18 protein-coding genes are annotated in these 19811 nt (G+C 71.6%); 10 read left to right on the top strand and 8 right to left on the bottom strand.

The genetic code is table 11. From position 1 onward, the window contains the following. Positions 1-11: 11 nt before the first annotated feature. Positions 12-1304, bottom strand: coding sequence for a cytidylyltransferase domain-containing protein (locus ACFXBC_RS19055; RefSeq protein ID WP_385025183.1), 1293 nt, complete (start codon positions 1302-1304; stop codon positions 12-14). Further along, the gene (locus tag ACFXBC_RS19050) at positions 1304-2650 is read right to left on the bottom strand and encodes a DUF6716 putative glycosyltransferase (protein ID WP_385025180.1); all 1347 of its coding nucleotides are present in this window, start codon (positions 2648-2650) and stop codon (positions 1304-1306) included. Before ACFXBC_RS19050 ends, ACFXBC_RS19055 begins: the two co-directional genes overlap by 1 nt. Positions 2651-2837: 187 nt before the next feature. Between ACFXBC_RS19050 and ACFXBC_RS19045 the strand changes: the two genes are divergently transcribed. The 4 genes from ACFXBC_RS19045 to ACFXBC_RS19030 all read left to right on the top strand — a co-directional run bounded on the left by ACFXBC_RS19045 (position 2838) and on the right by ACFXBC_RS19030 (position 7954). Continuing rightward, complete coding sequence (locus ACFXBC_RS19045; RefSeq protein WP_385025177.1) at positions 2838-3821, top strand: glycosyltransferase family 2 protein; 984 nt, start codon at positions 2838-2840, stop codon at positions 3819-3821. After that, positions 3818-5206, top strand: a complete 1389-nt coding sequence (locus ACFXBC_RS19040) for an alpha-2,8-polysialyltransferase family protein (RefSeq protein WP_385025174.1) — start codon at positions 3818-3820, stop codon at positions 5204-5206. Before ACFXBC_RS19045 ends, ACFXBC_RS19040 begins: the two co-directional genes overlap by 4 nt. Continuing rightward, a complete protein-coding gene (locus ACFXBC_RS19035) occupies positions 5203-6546 on the top strand; it encodes an acyltransferase family protein (RefSeq protein ID WP_385025171.1) in 1344 nt (447 codons plus the stop codon). Before ACFXBC_RS19040 ends, ACFXBC_RS19035 begins: the two co-directional genes overlap by 4 nt. Positions 6547-6835: 289 nt before the next feature. Beyond that, positions 6836-7954, top strand: coding sequence for a hypothetical protein (locus tag ACFXBC_RS19030; RefSeq protein WP_385025168.1), 1119 nt, complete (start codon positions 6836-6838; stop codon positions 7952-7954). A 336-nt stretch (positions 7955-8290) separates the two neighbouring features. On the opposite strand, the gene ACFXBC_RS19025 is transcribed toward ACFXBC_RS19030, so the two are convergent. After that, positions 8291-8953: a TetR/AcrR family transcriptional regulator C-terminal domain-containing protein gene (locus ACFXBC_RS19025; protein WP_385025164.1), complete on the bottom strand. Its 663-nt coding sequence runs from the start codon at positions 8951-8953 to the stop codon at positions 8291-8293. A 38-nt stretch (positions 8954-8991) separates the two neighbouring features. Here ACFXBC_RS19025 and ACFXBC_RS19020 point away from each other — a divergent pair, with 38 nt between their 5' ends. Beyond that, on the top strand, positions 8992-10461 hold the full coding sequence (locus tag ACFXBC_RS19020; protein WP_385025161.1) for an FAD-dependent oxidoreductase: 1470 nt from the start codon (positions 8992-8994) through the stop codon (positions 10459-10461). Here ACFXBC_RS19020 and leuE read toward each other — a convergent pair. The 4 genes from leuE to ACFXBC_RS19000 all read right to left on the bottom strand — a co-directional run bounded on the left by leuE (position 10448) and on the right by ACFXBC_RS19000 (position 15350). Then, a complete protein-coding gene (gene leuE / locus ACFXBC_RS19015) occupies positions 10448-11170 on the bottom strand; it encodes a leucine efflux protein LeuE (protein WP_385025158.1) in 723 nt (240 codons plus the stop codon). The genes ACFXBC_RS19020 and leuE overlap by 14 nt on opposite strands. A 366-nt stretch (positions 11171-11536) precedes the next feature. Then, a complete protein-coding gene (locus ACFXBC_RS19010; RefSeq protein ID WP_385025156.1) occupies positions 11537-12712 on the bottom strand; it encodes a hypothetical protein in 1176 nt (391 codons plus the stop codon). Further along, positions 12712-13368, bottom strand: a complete 657-nt coding sequence (locus ACFXBC_RS19005; RefSeq protein WP_385025153.1) for an RNA polymerase sigma factor — start codon at positions 13366-13368, stop codon at positions 12712-12714. The genes ACFXBC_RS19010 and ACFXBC_RS19005 overlap by 1 nt, the downstream gene beginning before the upstream one ends. Positions 13369-13844: 476 nt before the next feature. Beyond that, a complete protein-coding gene (locus tag ACFXBC_RS19000; protein ID WP_385025150.1) occupies positions 13845-15350 on the bottom strand; it encodes an ATP-binding protein in 1506 nt (501 codons plus the stop codon). Positions 15351-15705: 355 nt separating this feature from the next. On the opposite strand from ACFXBC_RS19000, the gene ACFXBC_RS18995 reads away from it, so the two are divergent. Beyond that, positions 15706-16284 (top strand): GNAT family N-acetyltransferase, encoded by a 579-nt coding sequence (locus tag ACFXBC_RS18995; protein ID WP_385025147.1) that lies wholly within the window; start codon positions 15706-15708, stop codon positions 16282-16284. 118 nt (positions 16285-16402) lie between these two features. Here the strand turns inward: ACFXBC_RS18995 and ACFXBC_RS18990 are convergent, their stop codons facing one another. Continuing rightward, entirely contained in the window at positions 16403-16645 is a 243-nt protein-coding gene (locus tag ACFXBC_RS18990; protein ID WP_385025144.1) for a DUF5133 domain-containing protein, read from the bottom strand. Between the two features lie 167 nt (positions 16646-16812). On the opposite strand from ACFXBC_RS18990, the gene ACFXBC_RS18985 reads away from it, so the two are divergent. The 4 genes from ACFXBC_RS18985 (at position 16813) to ACFXBC_RS18970 (ending at position 19694) form a co-directional block, all read left to right on the top strand. Beyond that, positions 16813-17616, top strand: coding sequence for an alpha/beta fold hydrolase (locus ACFXBC_RS18985; protein WP_385025141.1), 804 nt, complete (start codon positions 16813-16815; stop codon positions 17614-17616). Beyond that, positions 17616-18926 (top strand): PP2C family protein-serine/threonine phosphatase, encoded by a 1311-nt coding sequence (locus tag ACFXBC_RS18980; protein WP_385025138.1) that lies wholly within the window; start codon positions 17616-17618, stop codon positions 18924-18926. Before ACFXBC_RS18985 ends, ACFXBC_RS18980 begins: the two co-directional genes overlap by 1 nt. 1 nt (position 18927) lies before the next feature. Further along, positions 18928-19278 (top strand): STAS domain-containing protein, encoded by a 351-nt coding sequence (locus ACFXBC_RS18975; protein WP_385025286.1) that lies wholly within the window; start codon positions 18928-18930, stop codon positions 19276-19278. A 260-nt stretch (positions 19279-19538) separates the two neighbouring features. Continuing rightward, positions 19539-19694 (top strand): DUF6131 family protein, encoded by a 156-nt coding sequence (locus tag ACFXBC_RS18970; protein ID WP_385025283.1) that lies wholly within the window; start codon positions 19539-19541, stop codon positions 19692-19694. Positions 19695-19811 lie beyond the last annotated feature (117 nt).

Here is a 19811-nt window from a genome sequence, read left to right as displayed (position 1 = left end):
GAGGGGGTTCCTTACTTGTTGAGGGTGGGGCCCAGGAGCCAGGCGGCGATCTCGCGGATCGCGCCCTCGCCGCCGGGGGTGGTGGTGACCGCGCGTGCGGCGCCGCGTACGGCGTCGTGGGCCTGGGCGACCGCGACGGGCCACCCGACGAGGCCGAAGCACGGCAGGTCGTTCACGTCGTTGCCGACGTAGAGCACGCGCTCGGGCGCGACACCCTGTTCTTCGCACCACTGCTTGAGTGCGAGGTCCTTGCGGTCGATGCCGTGCAGCACGGGGATCCGCAGCTTGCGGGCGCGGGCCGCGACGACCGGGTTCTGTTCGGTGGAGAGGATGAGGAGCTTCAGGTCCGTGGAGTCGCGGAGCGCCGCGATGCCCAGGCCGTCGCCGCGGTGGACGGCGACGAGTTCGCGGCCGTCCGAGTCGATGAGGACACGGTCGTCGGTCTGGGTGCCGTCGAAGTCGAGGACGACGGCGTCGACTTCGTCGCGGGTGGGCAGCGTACGGACGTCCAGGAGCGGTGCGAGGGCGCGGGCGCGGGCCAGGTCGTGCGGGTCGTCGATCTCCAGGACCCGGGCCGGGTCGGTACGGACCAGCGCGGTCTCACCGAAGAAGCGGTGCCGGACGGCACGGAAGCCCCGGGCGTCCATGGCGTAGGCCGCGCCGGTCTCCAGGTAGTCCTGCGGCCGGTCCTGGCGGCGGGGGCGGAACGCCTTGTCGTGGTTGACGCCCATGGTGTCCGTACCGCCGCCGTCGGCGTCGGCGCGCTGTTCCTCGCGCCAGACGAAGCCGTGGGTGGGGGCGACGGTGAGCGCGGTGTCGGCGCCGCCGGATGCGACCGCGTCCGCGACGCCGTCGATCTCCTCGCTGGTCAGGAAGGGGCTGGTGCACTGGACGAGGAGGACGACATCCGTTCCGGGGTAGGCGTCGAGCGCGTGCAGCACGGCGGCCTCGCTGGTCGCCGTGTCCCCGGCGATCTCGGCGGGGCGCAGCACCACATCGGCGCCGGCCTCGCGGGCCGCCGTCGCGATCCGCTCGTCGTCCGTGGAGACGGCGATGTCGGTGACCTGGCGCGCGCCCCGGCAGGCGCGGACCGCACGGGCCACCAGCGGTACACCGCCGACCGCTTCGAGGTTCTTGGCGGGGACGCCCTTGGATCCGCCCCGGGCCGGGATCACGGCCAGCACCCGGGGGGTACGGGCGGCTCCGGCAGGGGCGGACCCGGCGGCGGTCGCGGTGGCTCCGGCCGGTGCGGTTCCGGTGGTGACTTCGGTGGTGGTGGTCCGGTCGGTGGCCTCGGTGGGCATCACAGTTCTCCCATACGGCGGATGACGGGGGCCACGCGCTGGACGCCGTGGCGGTACGCCCCGCGCGCCGCGTCCCGTACGGCGTCGCGCACCACCCGCCGCACGCCGCCGGGCTCCGCGGCCGGGGCCGCGTCCAGGCGGTAGCGGGCGAGGATGCCGGGGAGGTACCCGGGCGCGGTGGTGAGGGTGTAGTAGGGCTCGATCGGTGGCAGCCGGGGGTCCAGGAGGAGCCGTGCGACCCGTTCGCGTACGGCGTCGAAGGCCGTGTCGTACGAAGCGCCCGCGGAACCGTACGAATCTCCCGCCGCGGCGGGGCCCCCCGCCGCCACCCCCTGCCGGGCCAGCCAGGCGGGGTCGGGCTCCGGGCTCGTACCGGAGTCCAGCTGGTCCCAGGAGACGAGGCAGCCCGAGCCGAGGAAGTGGTGGTTGCCGAGCGCCTCGCGGATGCCGAGGTCGGTGAGGACGGCGGTGGGGATGCGGCGGTGCAGGGACTCCAGGGCGGCCGTCGACGAGACGGTGACCAGCAGGTCCGTGCGGTCCAGCACCTCGCCCATGTGCCCGTACACCAGACGGAGGTTGGCGGGCAGTCCGCCGGGGAGCTTCTCGGCCAGCTTCTGGTACGGCAGCTCCTCGATGTGCGTGGTGTGCTCGCCGGGCTGCGAGCGGAGCTTGAGCAGCACCTCGCGGTCCGGGTGCAGCCGGGCGTGCTCGGCCAGACGGCGCAGGAGGTAGGTACGGCCCTCGCGGGATGCGGGGACCGAGGGCTGGGCGGCGAAGACCACGGTCCGCAGCGCTCCCCCGGCGTACGGCGCCCCGCCGAGGAAGGGCAGCGCGGCCCCGGTCACGGCGGACGCGTCGGCGCCCACCCCCTCGTACACCGCGCGGAAACGTTCCGCGTCGTGCAGCGAGTTGGCGAGGACCACATCGGCGCCGTGCCGCAGCAGGAGGCCGTCGGCCAGCTTCTCGTAGACCACGCCGACATAGCCGGTGACGACGACGGGCCGTCGTCCCGGGCCGGACAGACCCTGTCCCAGTGCGGCGAGGCCGTGCAGCATCGCCTGGACAGCGCCGCCGACGAGGGCGAGGACCACCACGTCGTAACCGTCGCTCTCGACGGCCCGCAGGAATTCCGCCCCGGTCACCTCCCGGACGGCGCCCGGGTCCACGCCGGACCCGGCCTCGGCGAGCTGGCGCGGGGTGGGGGTGGCCCGGCCTCGCAGCAGAAAGCCGCTGAGCCGGGTGTCCCCGACGGAGAGACGGCGTGCGGTGAGCGCGCCCCATTTCCAACGGGTGTCGGAATCGGCGATCACGGCTACGCGGAGAACATCGCTGGTACTTGCTGGCACACCGACGAAGGTAGAAAGGCATTCCGTTCGGCGGCCCAACTCAGCCGCAACAAAGGGTTAACAGCGGGCCGACGAAGAGAGAAGCGGTACGCGGGGCCGACCGGTTCACCATTCCGCCATACTCAGTTCACCTGCCATCCCACCGCCCTTCAGGGCGAATGCCGGGGAGCCTTTTAGCGTCGCGCAGGTGGTCAAGCTCTCCGTCATCGTGCCGTTCTACAACGTGCAGACATACGCCCCCGACACCCTCAGAAGCCTGCGCGCGAACGCACGCGACGACTTCGAGTTCCTGCTCGTCGACGACTGTTCGACGGACGGGACTCCGGAGATCCTCGAACGTGCGGCGCGCGAGCTTCCCGGGGCCGTCCTGCTGAGACACCGGGAGAACGGAGGACTCGCCACCGCCCGCAACACCGGGCTCGAAGCGGCGAACGGCGAATACCTCACCTTCCTCGACGGCGACGACTGGCTCGCCCCCGGCCACTACGAGCGGCTGCTCGCCGGCATGGAGGCCCTGGGCTGCGACTTCGTCCGTACCGACCATGTGCAGTGCACCGGCAGCACCCGTACGGTCCACCGGGTCCCGTACGGCAGAAGGGGCCAGGTGATCCGTCCGCGTGAGGTGATCCTGCCCGCCGACCGCTCCACACCTGTCGACTACGCGTACGCCTGGGCCGGTATGTACCACCGCAGACTGCTGGACCGGGGGCTGCTGCACTTCACCCATGGGCTGCGCACCGCGGAGGACCGCCCGTGGATCTGGCGGCTGCACAGGGAAGCGGATTCCTTCGCCGTGCTCGGCCTGCTCGGAATTTTCTACCGGCGTGGTGTCGCCTCGTCCCTCACACAGATCGGCGATGTACGCCAGCTCGATTTCATCCGCGCATTCGACCAGGTTATCGATGAGACATCGAAAGACCCGGAAGCCGATCTTCTTCTGCCCAAGGCCGTGCGCACCTATTGCGCGATCATTTCGCACCATCTGGGCTCCATCGAAAGGTTCGAACCTGCCGTGGCACGTAAATTGCGGACGCTCAGCGCGGCCGCGCTGAAACGGATGCCGCAGGATCTGCTGAGCGACGCGCTCGACTCGATGGACACCCCGCGCGCATCGCGGCTGCGGCGGTTGCGCCGCCGCCCGGCCCCGCTGACGACGGAGGCCGCAGCGTGACACCGCCGCCCGCCCCCGACGCCCTTGCGCCCCTCACGCCCGCCGCATCCACTGCGTCGAGCGCACCCCGTACGACGCAGATCTTCTACGCCTCCACGCTGTACGGGGCCGCCACGCTGGCCGCCGCGATCGACAGCGGCTGCTTCGGGGCGGCCGACCGGCGGCTGCTGCTGGTCAGCAACAACGCGGCGATCCCGGAGACCACCCCGGCGCTGGACGCGATGCCGGGCTTCGCACCGCTGCGCGACCGGTTCGACGGAGTGCTCTCGTGGAACGACACCATCGCCCCGCTGCACCCGGGCGGCTGGTCGCCGCGCACCGACGACATCCCGCTGTGGGAGCGGCAGTTGCGGCTGCTCTGGGATCTCGGTGACGACCTGATCGAGCTGGCGGTCGAGTCCGTGCAGGTCAACCCGGCGCAGGCGCTCGCGCTGCTCTTCCAGGACGCGCCGGTCACGGTGTACGCCGACGGGCTGATGTCGTACGGCCCGACCCGCAACAAGATCGATCCGCTGGTCGGCACCCGGATCCGGCGGCTGCTCCATCTGGATCTGGTGCCGGGGCTGAAGCCGCTGCTGCTCGCCGAGTTCGGGGCCGTGCCGGAGGTGGTGCCGGATGCCGCCTTCCGGCGGGTGCTGGGCGAGGTGGCCGCGTCGGCGGACGGGCTGCCCGCGTGTGCGGAGCCCCCGGCGCTGCTGCTCGGCCAGTACCTCTCGGCGCTGGAGATCCTCACCCCGCAGGAAGAGGAGGAGCTGCATGTGCGGATGCTGCGGGGTGCGGTCGCGCTCGGCCACCGCACGGTCGTGTTCAAGCCGCACCCGACGGCCCCGGCCCGCTGGTCGCGGCTGCTGGAACGGGAGGCGGAGGCGCTGGGCGCCGAACTGACCGTGGTGGAGAAGCCGTTGCTCGCCGAGACGCTGTACGAGCGGATGCGCCCCGCGCTGGTGGTCGGCTGCTTCTCGACCGCGCTGCTGACGGCGCACGCCTTCTACGGGATCCCGGTCGCCCGCACCGGTACGGAGCTGCTGCTCGACCGGCTCGCCCCGTACCAGAACAGCAACCGCGTCCCGGTCACCCTCGTAGACGCGCTGCTGCCGGATCTGGAGGGTGCCGGGAGCGCGCCCGCCGATGATCTGCCGGGGCTCGTCGCCGCCGTGGGCTTCGCGATGCAGCCGCAGCTGCGAGCCGATCTGCGCCCGGCGGCCGAGGCATACCTGACCCGCCGTCTGGACGCCCACACCTGGCGCTACTTCAAGCGCCGACGGCTGACCGTGCTGGGGCTGCCGGGTGCGCTGCCCGCGCAGCTCGCCTTCATCCCGCGCAACGCGACGGTACGGCGGGTGGCCCGGCGGGCCCGCACCCTCAAGAGAGTTGCCCTGGGATGACCGCCCCAGGGGTTACCCCACGGGCCACCGCACCGGCCCCGCCGGCCGTCTCTCCTGTCCCGCCGGCCGTCTCTTCTGCCCCGGCTGCCCCGCTCACCCCGTCCGTCCCGGGCGCCCCGTCTGTCCCGGGCGGCTCGGGCGCCCCGGGCGGCTCGGGCGGGTCCGAGGCGGCCGACGCACCGCCGCTGCCGATATCCGACGCGCGTACGGGGGCGGGACGGCCCGTACGCGCGAGGGGCGCGGCGCATACGGGCGGCCCGGCACGCACAGGCGGCCGGCTGCGTGCGCTCGACGGGCTGCGGCTGGTCGCCGCCCTGATGGTCGCCGCGTACCACTACGGCGGCCGGGGCGGCGACATCAGCGCGGCCTGGGGCGGGTCGGCCCGCCACCAGTTCCCGACGCTCTCCGAGTGGTTCGCCTACGGCTGCCTCGGTGTGCAGATCTTCTTCGTCATCAGCGGTTTCGTGATCTGTATGAGCGGCTGGGGCCGGCCGCTGCGCTCCTTCTTCGCGTCCCGGGTCTCCCGCCTCTACCCGGCGTACTGGGCGGCCATCGTGATCGTCACGGTGACGTTCGCGCTGCCCTGGGTCGCGTACCGGACGGTCTCGCCCAGCGACGCGCTGGTGAACCTCACCATGCTCCAGCAGCCGATCGGCGCCGACCGGGTCCTCGGCGTGTGCTGGACCCTCTGGGCCGAGTTGCGCTTCTACGCGCTCTTCGCCCTCTGTGTGGTCCTGCCCGGCGCCAACCGGCAGCGTGTACTGGTCTTCTGCGGGGTCTGGACGCTGGCCGCCGCGATCACCGACGCGGTGCACCAGCCGATGCTGAGCATGGTGCTGATGCCGGAGTACGCGCCGTTCTTTGTCGGCGGGATCGGTCTCTACCTCCTGCACCGCGACCGGCGCGACGCCACCGCCTGGGGTGTGGTCGGGGTCAGCTGGGCGATCGGGCAGCACTACGCGGTCACCGGCCTGTGGCACCGGGCCGATCCGGCGTTCTTCTCCTACCGGCACACCTCGGTGATCATCGCCGTGGTCACGCTGGGCTTCGTCCTGGTGGGCGCGGTGGCACTCGGCCTCTTCCGCTGGGCCGACTGGCGCTGGCTGACGGTCGCCGGAGCGCTGACGTATCCGTTCTATCTGGTCCATGAGCATCTGGGCTGGGTGGTGGTGGCGGTGCTCCACCGGAAGCTCGGCATCCCCTCGTACGGGACGCTCGTACTGACCGTCGTGCTGATGCTCGGCCTCGCCCAGCTGCTCAACCGCTGCGTCGAGAACAGGCTGACGCCTCTGCTGCGCGGCGCCCTGTCCGGAAGGGCCGGGGTGTCCGGGAGCCGGTGACGGGTCGGCGAGGCCCGGGGCGCCGTACGGCGAACGCTCCGTCAACAGCGCTCTCCGACAGGCTGGTTGGGCACCCCGGCCGGTCTGTCGGGGCGCGGACCGGCACGCTGCTCGGGTGGCCGGAGACGCGCCTTTACTTATCCGGGAACACAGGTGAAACTGATACGCCTTGTTCGGCCCGGCGCACGTGTGCCGCCCCACGTTCCACCGTGGAAGCCGCCGGTCCGTACGGAGGCGCGTTCCGCGAGACGGTCCCCACCCCGGCTCCCCCGCCCCGGTGAGGACACCCATGCGACGCTCCACCCTGATCACCCGTGCTCTCGGCAGCACGGCCCTGGCCTGCGCGGCTCTGGCCCTGGCTCTGGTCTTCGTACGTTTCGACGCGCCCGCCCCGCGCTGGGACATCCTGTCGGCGCTCGGGGCGGCCGCTGTCGCCGCCGGAGGATGGGCACTTGCCTGCCGCGTGGCACCCCGCCTCACCGCGGCGCCCTTCGCATCGCCCTCTGCGGCGCAACAGCCTTCCCCGATACCCCCGTTGCCGGGCAGGCTCCCGCTTCCGGCCCGTGACAGGGGCCGTACGATCGGGGCGGTCGTCCTCCTGCTGACCCCGGTGTCGCTCGCCCGGCTGGTCGCCGATTCCGGCGGCGTGCTCGGCGGGATCGTGATGCTCCTGGTCATCCTGGCGACACTGAAAGCGCTGCTCTTCGCCCGTCGGCAGGCGAGCGAGGCCGAGGCGCACAGCAAGTTGCGGGTGCTGGCCGCCGATGCCGCCGGGGGTGAACTGCACGCCGCGCGCGTCGTGGCGGGAGAGCCCGTCCGGATGCGGTTCCTGGAGCGGGGCGACAAGCCGGGCGAGCAGGACGTCACGCAGTTCCACTGGCTCGTGCTCCGGGACGGTGACCACGAGATCAGGCTGTCCGGTCCTCCCGGCGATGTGGGCCGGGCGGCGGCGCGCTTCGCGGGCCAGGAGGGATGGATCTGCTGGCCGCTGCGGTGGAAGCTGATCGAGGCGGAACTGCCTGCCGCCTTCGTCGCCGACAGCGGCGAGGTGTTCCTGGGGCTCTCGGACCCGGATGAGGCACGCCGCTATCTGAGCGGCACCGAGCCGCTGCGTTCCGGCGGCCGGCGCCGGTCCCGCACCGTCCGGCGGGTGCCCCGCACCGCCAAGTTCTCCGCGCCCGTGCACGGTCCGATCCTCGGCGGCGCCCTGCTCGCCGCGCTGCTGGCCTCCCCCGTTCTCTACTGGGGCCAGGAGAATCTGCCGACCGCGCTCGACTGGCTCCTCTGCGCGCTGGCCGCGGTCGCGGTCGCCATGTCCGCACTGAAGGGGGTCGGAGTGGCGAGCCAGGCCCTCCCGACCGGCCCTGCCTGGACGGTGAACGAGGAGTCGGACCCGTCGATCGCGTGACCGGAGGCCGGCGGGTACGGAACGGTGACCCACGCCCGCACGGGCAGGGCGGACGCGTTGACCGGGAGGAACAGGAGGCGCGGCCCGGACGGGCCGGGACCGGCCTGGAGGGGGCCGGCCTGGATGGGGCCGGCCTGGATGGGGCCGGCCTGGATGGGGCCGAACCAGCCAGAACCAGTCAGAAACAGCCAGAACCAGCCTGAATCATCCCGGACCGATGCGGTCTGGCCGGACCGGTTCGGGCCAGCCGGGCCGGTTCGGGCCAGCCGGACCGGCGCGGCCGGCCCCTTCCGCCTCGCGGCCGACCCTTCCGCCTCGCGGCCGGTCCCTTCCGCTTCATCCGCCGCGCGGCCCGTACACCGCCTCGATCCCCGCGACGATCAGCCGCAGCCCCTCGTCGAAGCGCCGGTCGTAGTCGGTGAAGATCTCCCAGCCCGCCGCCGCCGTGAGCGGGTAGTCGGCGAACCGCCGGGCGCGCTCCTCGATCTCGTACCCCTCGCGGCGTTCGCCCGGCATGGGCTGGACGCCCTGCTCCTCGATGACGAACCCCACCGTGTACGCGTACGCGGTGGTGCCCGCCTGGACCGCCTGCGTCAGCTCGAACCCGCGTGAGGTCATCCCGCCCAGATGCCGTTCCAGCGATTCCGCGTGGTCGGTACCGGTGAACCGCGCGCCGCTGTAGACCCTGGCGCCGTCGCGGTGGCGCAACAGCATGGCGCGCAGGGCCCGTTGCTGGGCGACCAGCTCCTCCTGCCAGCTCCGGCGGCCCTGTTCACCGCCGCCGTCCGGCAGGTGACCGGCGAGCATCCGCCCGTACATCAGCGTCGCCATCTCGTCCAGCAGCGACTGCTTGTCCTTGAAGTGCCAGTAGAGCGCGGGCGCCTTGACGTCCAGCTCCCTGGCGATGGCGCGCAGCGACAGCCCGTCGAGCCCGACCTCGTTCAACAGCCGCAGCGCGGTCTCCGCGACGCGCGCCCGGTCGATCTTCGTTGTACCCACCTTGACAATTTAACAGCGTTAAGGGCAGGCTCGGAACCATGGAACTTAACAGCGTTAAGGAAGTTGGCGGTGTGATGGAGACCAGCGGCGTGCGGGAGACCGATGTGCTGATCGTCGGCGCGGGCCCCACCGGGCTCGCGCTGGCCACCGATCTGGCCAGGCGCGGAGTGCGCACGGTCGTGGTCGAGAAGACGGACCGGCTCTTCCGCGGCTCACGCGGCAAGGGCCTCCAGCCCCGCACGCTTGAGGTCTTCGACGACCTCGGGGTGATCGACGCGGTGCTCGCGGCGAGCGGGCCCATCCCGGTCCAGATGATCTGGAAGGACGGGGAGCGGCAGGGCGAGCACCTCATGGTCGACCCGGTCGAGTCCACCCCGGCGGCGCCGTACGCGGGACTGCCGCGCATCCTCCCGCAGTGGCGCACCCAGGAGATCCTGTACGAGCGGCTGACCGAACTGGGCGGCGGAGTCTCGTTCGACACCGCACTGACCTCCCTCACCCAGGACGCGTCCGGGGTCACCGCGACGCTCTCCACCGGGGCCACCGTCCGCGCGGCGTACGCGGTCGCGGCCGACGGGGGCCGCAGCACGGTCCGCGCCGCGCTCTCCATCACCATGACCGGTGAGTCCGTCGACCCCTCGTCCATGCTGGTCGCCGATGTGCGCATCCCGGCCCTGGACCGGCTGAACTGGCATGTCTTCCCGGTCGACGAGGGATTCCTGGTGCTCTGTCCGCTGCCCGGCAGCCAGGACTTCCAGCTGGCCGCGCGCTTCCCCGACGGGGAGCGCCCCGATCTCTCCCCCGACGCCGTACGCGCCCTGATCGCCGCCCGCACGCATCTCGAAGCGGCCGATGTCACCGAGGTGCTCTGGGCCTCGGACTTCCGCCCGCGCGCGGCCCTCGCCGACCGGTTCCGCGACGGCCGGATCTTCCTGGCGGGCGACGCCGCCCATGTCCACTCACCGGCCGGCGGGCAGGGGCTCAACACCAGCATCCAGGACGCCTACAACCTGGGGTGGAAGCTCGGCCGGGTGCTGCGCGGCGGAGCGCCCGCCGCGCTGCTCGACTCGTACGAGGAGGAGCGGCGGCCCAACGCGGCCGAGATGCTGAACCTCTCCACCCGGGTCCACCGCGGCGAGCAGCGGCGCGGCGCCGCCACCCAGCAGCTGGGCATCGGCTACCGCGGCGGGCCGCTCTCCGAAGGGGCGGCGGGCGCACTGGAGTCGGGCGACCGCGCACCCGACGGACCGCTGGACGGCGGACCGCTGGACAGCGGGCGGCCGGACGGCGGGCGGCTCTTCGACGCCTTCCGGGGCCCGCACTTCACCCTGCTCGTGGTGGGCACCGACGCCGAACTGCCGCCCCTGGACGCCGGTACGGTGCACGTCCACCGGCTCGACGCCTATGAGCCGTACGGCAAGGGGCTGTTCCTCGTCAGGCCGGACGGGTACATCGGCTGGGCGGGCGACGACGCCACCGGGCTGGCCGGCTACCTCACACGCTGCTGAGCGAGAGCTTCACCGCGAAGCCCAGGAAGAGCGCACCCGCCGCTGTCGTCACCCCGGCCGAGAGGCGCCTGCGGCGGCGGAAGGCGGCAGCGAGGCGGGTGCCGCCGAATATCAGCAGGGTGAGATAGAGGAAGCTCAGCAGCTGCGCCATCGCGCCGAGCACCACGAAGGAGAGCGCCGGGTAGGCGTAGTGCGGGTCGACGAACTGCACGAAGAACGAGATGAAGAAGAGGATCGCCTTCGGGTTGAACAGGCTGACCACCAGGGCCCGTCGGTAGGGCCGCTCCGGCGGCGACGCCGGCTCTCCGGCGGCCCCGCCGACCGCACCGCCCGCCGCCCCGCCGGTGCTCTCCGCGGTCCGGTCGCCACGCTCGCCCCCGTCACTGCGGTCACTGCGGTCACTGCGGTCACGCCAGAGCGCCCGGGCGGTGCGGACCATGCCGAACGCCAGATAGGTGAGATAGCCGGCTCCCGCGTACTTCACCAGGCCGAACAGCAGCGGGTTGGCCTGGAGCAGCGAGGCGACCCCCGCGGCGGAGAGCGTCATCAGCACGGTGTCCCCGCAGAACACCCCGGCGGCCGCCTTGTATCCGGTGCGTACGCCGCGCCGGGCGGCGACCGAGAGCACGTACAGCGAATTGGGGCCCGGCAGCAGAACGATCAGCACCAGGCCGGCGAGATAGGTCGGGAGATCCGTGACACCGAGCATGGACCGAGTCTCGCACGCGGGTACGACACTCAGGGGGTGACCCTGGGCACCCCGCCCTCGGCGCCCAGACCTCGGCGCCCAGACCTCAGTGCCCGGACCTCAGCACGCGGGGGCGGCCCGGGACCGAGTCCGGAGGCTACGCGGTGTCCCCCGGAGAGAGCCACGGGAGGGTGAAGTGAAGGGGGCGCGGGTGGGTCCGGGGGAACGTAACCCACCCGCGCCGGTGCGCGGAGCCGAAGGTACGGGGGGAACCCCGGCTCACGCGCGGCCGATGACCAGTCGGCTCACTCTCTACTGCGCCGGGCCCCCGGAAAGTGTCACACCCACGCCGCAGCCACCGGACGAGGCCGGATCCGGGCGGACATCTCAGCCGTCCACACCTGTCGCGGCGCCGTTCCCCGCGTCCGGTGACGGCGACGCGGGCGAGTTGAGCGACGGCGAAGGCGAGGCACCGGCCGACCGCGAGGGCGAGGGTCCGGCGGGGGAAGCCGGGCGAAGAGGGGACGAGGGTACGAAGGAGATGCGGTGGTTGCCGTCGGAGCCGCTGCTGCCCAGCACCCGGCCGCAGAACTTCTCGATGTTCTCCGCGCCTCCGGCCTTCGCCTCCAGACTCCGTCTGCGCTCACCGACGATCCGGCCCGCGCGGTAGTCACGGCAGGCGGCGGTCACCTTGCGGAGCACATCGGCGGCCGAGCGGCGATCGTGGCCGGACGGCGTCGGCCTGTCCTGGCTCCCGGCACCGGCCCCCGCGCCCGCTGTCGGCTGCCGGTCCGCGCCGCCCTCCCCGCTGCTCCGCCCCCGGTCGCTGTCGCGGTCGCCGACGTCGCCGCCGGCCTCGCTCGCCGGGGGCGACATCCGCGGACTGCGCGCGCCGGGGCCGGGCGTCACATCGGCGGGGGTACGGCCGTCCGGTCCCGGCGAGGCGCTGCCGGGCGTACCGGAGGGGGATCCGGAGGCGAGCGGACGCGGCGTCGCGGCGGACGACACGGACGAGGCGGGCATCGGTTCGCTGCTGCCGAAGGGCGAGGGCAGCATGCCGGCGCCCGCGGCGACCGCCACCCCGCTCAGCGCACAGCCCGCCACCACGGCGGCGACGCTGAACCGCACCGGCCGCCCCCACCGTCCGGCGCCGGGCGTCCCCTCCGTACCGCGCACCGCCCGACGCGTACCGAACACCGACCGACGCGTACCGAACACCGCCCGACGCGTACCGAACACCGACCGGCCCGTACCACGCACCGAAGGGCCCGTACCGAACACCCGCCGCTCCGCACCCGGGGCCGTCCCCTCCGTACCGAGCGCCGCCACGAGAGGCTCGGCGTCGCTGCCGTCCCTGGCCAGCCGGAATGCCTCCAACGCCGCTTTCTCGCCGGGCAGTTCACTGTCATCGGACCAGCCGGCCGAGGGGACGGCACCGTCCAGCGCGGCGCGCAGCCGGGCAGCCTGCGCCCTCGCGTGACCGTCGACGGCACCGACAGGCCCACCGCTCAGCAACCGGTCCGCGGTGTCCTTGTCAAGCCATTCGCACTGCTCGTCGGCCATCACATGTCCTTCTGCGTCGAGGGACGCGAATGCGTCACACCGACCGCGGCTTCCGCCCCCTCGCGCGAGCGCTGCGACGGGACGGCGTCGAGTCCGTGCGGACCCGCTTCGGGGCCGAGCAGTTCGGCGAGTCTTTTCAGCCCCCGGTGCGCCGCGGTCCGTACCGCACCGGGCCGCTTGCCGAGCGTCCTGGCCGCGCTCTTCGCGTCGAGCCCGACGACGACCCGCAGCACCACCGCTTCGGCCTGGTCCTGCGGGAGCTGGGCGATGAGCCGCATCGTGCGGCCGGTGGCCAGAGCCTCGATGGCTTCTCCCGCGGTGTCCGATTCGCCCGGCTCCGCGGCCAGTTCGGACTCGTCGCCGCCGCCCGCGGGGCGCCTGCCCCGCATCCGTATGTGGTCGAGCGCACGGTTACGGGCGATCCGGGCCGCCCAGCCGCGGAACCGGTCCGCGTCGCCGCTGAACCGCTGGAGATCGCGGGCGATCTGCAGCCACGCCTCGGACGTGACGTCCTCGGCGTCCGGATCGCCGACCAGCGTCCGCACATACCCGAGCAGTCGCGGGTGCACCGCGCGGTACACAGTCCGGAAGGCGTCCTCGTCTCCGTCCTGCGCCGCGAGCACCGCGGTGGTCAGCTCCGCGTCGTCCCCCAGCACTTCCCTAACCTGTCCCGCCGCACCGCACCCCCGCTGTGCAACTGGTCGCCACTGCCGCGCCACTGTGCGCAGTCCGTCACGCTACGGCCTGCGCCCGCCCGCGTCCATGTCTTGTACGACCTGCGACAACGCGCTGACTCTGCGCGGTGTGACAGAAAACGCACGCCCGGCGCTGAGAGAGATACGGGGCCGTACCGCGGCTCCCGCGGACGGCGACCGGGGCCTCTCCTGTGGGGGGTGGCGGCCCCGGTCGTCGCCCCGTCGCTCCTGGCTCCGCCTGCGATACGCGGCACACAGGGTTTCCGCATGACCAACGCGTCGCTCGAAGCGACGCGCGCACCGCGTCGGCCCCTCAACGTACGGAAGAGGCCCCGCCCGCCCCGGGCACGCCGCCCGAGCCACCAGGGCGTACCTCCCTACCGGCTGCTGCGGTGATCCTTGCCCCCCTCCCGCGGAGACCGGCCGCTCTCTTGGTTTCAGTCACCGTAGAGGGCGGCCAGATCGACCAGAAGGAGGTCATCACGACGATCTGCCAGATCGATCAGGTCGGGGTAGAACCCGTGCAGGGAGTACAGGGCCAGAGTGGTGGCAGCGGTGTCGTACCCCTGGTCGGCAAGCAGAGCACGGATACGCTCCAAGCGCTCCAGATCGCCGGTCCCGCGGCGGGCAGCCGTCGCCTTGGCCTCGCCCAGCAGCGCGATCCTTGCGCGAGGAGCCTGCGGGCGCTCACCAGCGGCCAGGGCGATGACATCGACCTCGTGCTTGGTCCGGGCAGCCTGGTCGGCAACCTCGGTGGTGCCGACTGGGCCAGGCACTCCGTCAGGCAACAGAGTGTGGGCGTAGCGGCGGGTGAAGTCGCGGGCCAGATCCTCGAAGTGCGGTCCAAGGATCTTGGAGTTGAAGGTCGGAGCGGCCTGCCGCCACACTTGCTCGGCGAACCCCTGCTCCACTGCGGCGGCTTGCGGGAGAGTGATGAGCTGATTGAAGCGGATCACGGGGTCGGCGAGCGTGATGACGGGGTGCCGGGAGCGGAGGATGTCCTGATCCCGCCGGATGTAGCCAGTGGATTCCAGCACTCCGAGCGGGTGGGCGACGGCATTGCGCGGACGTTCCAGGGCGGCACCGATCTTGCTGGGGGTGGAGGCGCCCTGCGCGATCGCGGTGAGGATGTCGTAGTACAGCGTGTGCTGCGTGATCCTGGGGTCCTCGCGCAGCAGGTACTCGGTTTCGGTACGCGAGTACACCGCTCGCCCCGGGTCGAGCAGCGTCCGGGTGAGCCAGGTGTCGAAGCCGTCGTCCGGGTGCGGCCGGGCAGCCACCGGTCGGTAGCCCGGGGCTCCGCCCAGGACGGCGTGCACCTTCAGCGCGGTCAGCGGATCGGCGATCTGCCAGAAGGTCCGGCTGTCACGGTAGTTGAAGGCACCCAGCCGCAGATCGACCACCGCACGCCCCCGCAGCGGCTTGGTACCCGAGAGCAATTCGTGCATGACACTCATCGCGGAGCCGCACAGGATCAGCCTCGGCCCCGGCCCGGCACCGGAACGGGCACCCCGCTGACGTTCGTCGTAGAGCTGCTGCAGTAGCCCCGGGACTTCAGGCGAGTGCTGAAGCAGGTACGGCAACTCGTCGATCACCAGGAGCGGGCGGGCCGAACGGGCGGTCACATCAAGGGCATTGGACAGGACGTCACGCCAGTCGGTCAGACGCAGGCTCCCAGGCCGGAGGCCGGCGTGGACGGCGACAGCGTCACTGAACCGCTGGATCGCGGGCAGCCGCCCCTCCTCCCGGACCGCTGTGACGTAGAGGCCGCCGACCTGCTCGGAAAGGGCCTGCAGAAGGTACGACTTCCCGTGCCTTCGCCGCCCCGACACGATGCCGAGCCGCATCGCCGGGTCCGGATCCGTAAGGAACTCCGCGAGCAGACCCCACTCCCGGTCGCGGTCGACCACGTCGTCCGGCTTGGACGGCAGGCTTTTCACCACTCACGCTCCTACGTGCTGTGGGCAACGGAATGTGTCTAAGTCTACTTCGACAGAATGCGTCCTACTCGATTTGGCTCCCGTGGCGCCCGAGCGAGCGGATCCGGCGTGATGTTCTGGCAGACAGGATGACGAGATCTGGCACCCACGCCGTAAAGCGCCTGGCCAGAGGAGCTTTACGGCCGAACCGGCCAGGGGCGGCGACCCTGGTACTCGTACACCTGCTGAGGGGTGCGGTACCGCGCCGGTCAGTGGACACGTCGGCTGAGCGGACACGTCTGCGGGCCCGCCGGGAAAGCCCGTTGCGAGTGGCCCGCATCGGATGTCTGATTGACCGGTCGCCGATCACCGGGGAAACATGAACACACTGCTGCCCACCCCCTTGTTGCACACCGCCCGCCTTCGGCTGCGCCCCTTCGAGGACACGGATGCGGACGGCCTCTTCGCCCTGCACAGCAACGCCCACGTGCTGCGCTACTGGGACGCGCCACCGTGGACCGAAAGCGTGCGCGCCGAGAGGTTCATCACGGCCTGCCGGCAGATGGCGCAGGAGGGCACCGGGGCGCGGCTGGCCGTCGATCGTGTCTCCGACGGAGCGTTCATCGGCTGGTGCGGCCTGAGCAGATGGAATCCGGAGTACCGCAGCGCGTCACTCGGCTACTGCTTCGACGCCGCGGCGTGGGGACACGGCTACGCGACCGAAACCGCGCGGGCTCTGCTGCGGTGGGCATTCGGCACACTGGACCTCAATCGCGTCCAGGCCGAGACCGATACACGCAACGTGGCCTCCGCCCGCGTGCTGGAGAAGCTCGGCTTCGTGCGGGAAGGGACGCTGCGGGAAGACTGTGTGGTGAACGGCGAGGTCTCCGACTCATGGGTCTTCGGGCTGATCGGGCGGGAGTGGCAGCCGTCGTCCGAGCCGGTTCCCGCCCGCTGAGCCGCCTTCCCTCCCACCCGCTGAGCCGCCTTCCCGTCCACTGGGTCACCGGCCTCGTCGGCGCCACCCGCCACCGGGAGGCGTCAGCCGACGCCCGCGTGGACCGCGTCGGTCGGCGTCAGGCCGTGAGCCGTACGTCCGGGGCAGTGGCAGCCGGGTCGGCCGACGAGGCGCGCAACTGCTGCTCCGCGGCCACGAGCGCGTCCTCGACGGTGCGGGTGCCGGTGGTCACGCACAGCGTGTAGGACACGTCCTCCCTCTCCTGCTCCGTCTGCGGTGTGCGCCGCTCGGACGGAAGAAGCTGGAGCGCCTCGTACCGGTCGACGAGGTTCCGCAGGACCATGGGGTGCGCGATCAACACAGAAGTCCCTCTCGATTTATGGGGTGTCACCGTCCTCGTGCCCCCGAAGGCGTAGACCAATCGCACCGCATTCGGCCACCCGCGAGAGCCACAGGGAGCCGTGGGCGCTCCGGCCGGGCGCCGGACGCCCTCTCCGCTCGGCGGAGGGTGGTGGGAGACTGCCGGACATGGATATCCGCAGCCGGAACAACGTCGCTGTCACGGGCCGTACGGACGGGCCCGTGCTTCTGCTGGCGCACGGGTTCGGATGTGATCAGAACATGTGGCGCCTGGTGGTCCCGGCGCTGTCCGCACACTTCCGGGTGGTTCTCTTCGACTATGTGGGATCCGGCCGTTCGGACGTGTCGGCCTGGAACGAGCGGCGCTACAGCTCGCTGGAGGGGTACGCCAGCGATGTGCTGGATGTCTGCGAGGAGCTGGATCTGCGGGACGTGATCTTCATGGGGCACTCGGTCAGCGCCATGGTCGGGGTGCTCGCGGCGGCCAGGGCGCCGGAACGCTTCTCCCGCATGGTCATGGTGGCTCCGTCACCCCGGTACATCGACGAGGACGGGTACCGGGGCGGGTTCAGCGCCGACGACATCGATGAGCTGCTGGAGTCCCTGGACTCGAACTATCTGGGCTGGTCGGCGGCGATGGCCCCGGTCATCATGGGCAACGCGGACCGCCCGGAGCTCGGCGAGGAGCTGACGGCCTCCTTCTGCGCGACCGACCCGGACATGGCCCGGGTCTTCGCCCGCACGACGTTCCTGTCCGACAGCCGGGAGGACCTCGGCACCGTGGCCGTACCGACGCTCGTGCTGGAGTGCGCGCAGGACGTGATCGCACCCCGCGAGGTCGGCGCCTATGTCCACGCCGCGATCCCCGGCAGCCGGCTGGTCACTCTGGAGGCGACGGGGCACTGCCCGCAGCTCAGCGCACCGCAGGCCACCGCCGCAGCGGTGATCGACTTCACCGGAGCAGGCCGGTGATGTGCCGCACGGATCAGGCACCCGAGCCCGGCCAGGAGCGGGGGAAGGCCGCCATGGACGCGGCGTTCACCTCACTCCTTGAGGACAGCGCCGAGGAGCTGTACGAGCAGGCGCCGTGCGGCTATCTGTCGACGCTGATGGACGGCACCATCGCGAAGATCAACGAGACTCTGCTGGACTGGCTGGGCCTGGAGCGGTCCCAGGTGGTCGGGCGAAAGCGGTTCACCGATCTGCTCACCGTGGGAGGCAGGCTCTACCACGAGACCCACTTCGCGCCGCTGCTGCAGATGAAGGGCGAGGCCAGCGGTATCGCCCTGGACCTCAGGGCCGGCGGAGAGCGCATGCCGGTGCTGGTCACGTCGAAGGTGAAGGTGAGTGCGGACGGCGAGCCGCTGCTCATCCGCACTTCGGTCTTCGACGCCCGTGACCGCCGTGCCTACGAGGCCGAGCTGCTGCGCGGCCGCAAGGCGGCGGAGGAGGCACGCCGGCAGGCCGAGGCCGACCGCGAACGGCTCCAGGAGGCCCTCGCCGTCCTCCAGCAGAATCTGCTGCCCGCCGAACTGCCCGCGATTCCGGGCCTGGAGGCCGACTCGTACTACCACACGGCCTCCCCCGACCTGCTGGGCGGAGACTTCTACGACCTGTTCCCGCTGGGCGCGAACCGATGGGCGTTCTTCCTCGGCGACGTGTGCGGCAAGGGCCCACGAGCCGCCGCCGTCACCTCGCTGACCCGCTACACCCTGCGCACCGCCGCCCTGCACGATCCCGACCCCGTCACGGTGCTGACCACCCTGAACACGGTGCTGCACGAGCGGTACACCAGCGGCGACCCCCGCTACTGCACGGCCATATTCGGTGTCCTGGAACCCGGCAGCGACGGTGTCGGCGTACACCTGGCCTCCGGCGGACACCCCTCGGCACTGATCCAGCGCGCGGACGGTACCGCCGACTACCTCCCCACCCCGGGCGGGATGCTCATCGGCATCCTTCCCCAGGCCGAGTTCAGCGCCGCCCGCACCCAGTTGCTGCCCGGCGACACCCTGCTCCTCTATACCGACGGCCTTACCGAAGCCCGTACCGGGCCCGAGCGCGAGCTGTACGGCGACGACGCCCTGCGCGCCTTCACCGCCGGCCGGCCGCCCGCCGGGCCCCAGGCCCTGATCGCCGCCCTGACCGCACTGATCGCCGGGTTCGGCGACGGACTCGACGACGACACCGCGCTGCTGGCGCTCGGCGTACCCGCCCCGCCTCCGGCCTCCGCTCCCGTTCCCGTTCCCGTTCCCGTTCCCGTTCCCGTGAGTGAAACCTGAGATGGCCCCGCTGACGATCACCTCCCGCGACGCCGCCACCGGACCCGTACTGGAGATCGCCGGTGACCTCGACCACGTGACGGCATCCGAGCTCCGCACGCTCCTGGACGACCTCACGCTGGACGCGGGTCAGGTGCTGGTCCTGGATCTGGCCGGCCTGGAGTTCTGCGACTCCAGCGGCATCACCGCTCTGCTGGCGGCCCGCAACCTGGCCATCGAACAGGGAGCGGAGATCGCCCTGGCCGCGATTCCCGCCAACACCGCCCGCGTCCTGCGCGTCGTGGGCCTGGACCGGGTCTTCACCATCCACCCGTACGCCTCAGCGGCCACCTCCCGGGACGCCGCCTGCTGATCGGGCCCCTGAAGCGCACGACCCCCGAATGCGGGCATCCCCGTGCCCGGCTCATGAATCCGGGAGGTCGATGAGATTCACGCGCATGCCCAGGGAAGTCCGGGGCACATGGTGGGTGCAAGACGGAATCAAGAAACCGCCGGAAGCGCGGTCAGCCGGAATTTCACCCGGTCCGAATTACGCAGTAGACCGGCAAGCGTGCCGCAGGTCCGATACAGGGAATCCTGCGCGCACGAAGAGACTTGAAGATCGGAATCATAATGATCATCCTCGGCGTCATCCTGCTCCTTATCGGACTGTTTGTCGGAGTCCCGTTGCTGTCGACGGTCGGCGGGATTCTCCTCGTGGTCGGCGCACTGCTGTGGATTCTCGGCGCGAGTGGACGCGCGGTCGGTGGACGTAAGCACTACTTCTGAGTAGTCGGTGAAACTTTCAGGATTCGGCGGAAAAACGTGCGTGCTCGCCCATGCGAACGCACCCCCGACCCAGTTGCGGCCGGGTCCTGCGGACAATGATCCTCCGCAGGACCCGGC

It is taken from the genome of Streptomyces sp. NPDC059398, assembly GCF_042751845.1.
Classification (GTDB): Bacteria; Actinomycetota; Actinomycetes; order Streptomycetales; family Streptomycetaceae; genus Streptomyces.
The sequence above is the reverse complement of the archived record's forward strand: the minus strand, read 5'-3'. Positions and strand labels throughout refer to the sequence as shown.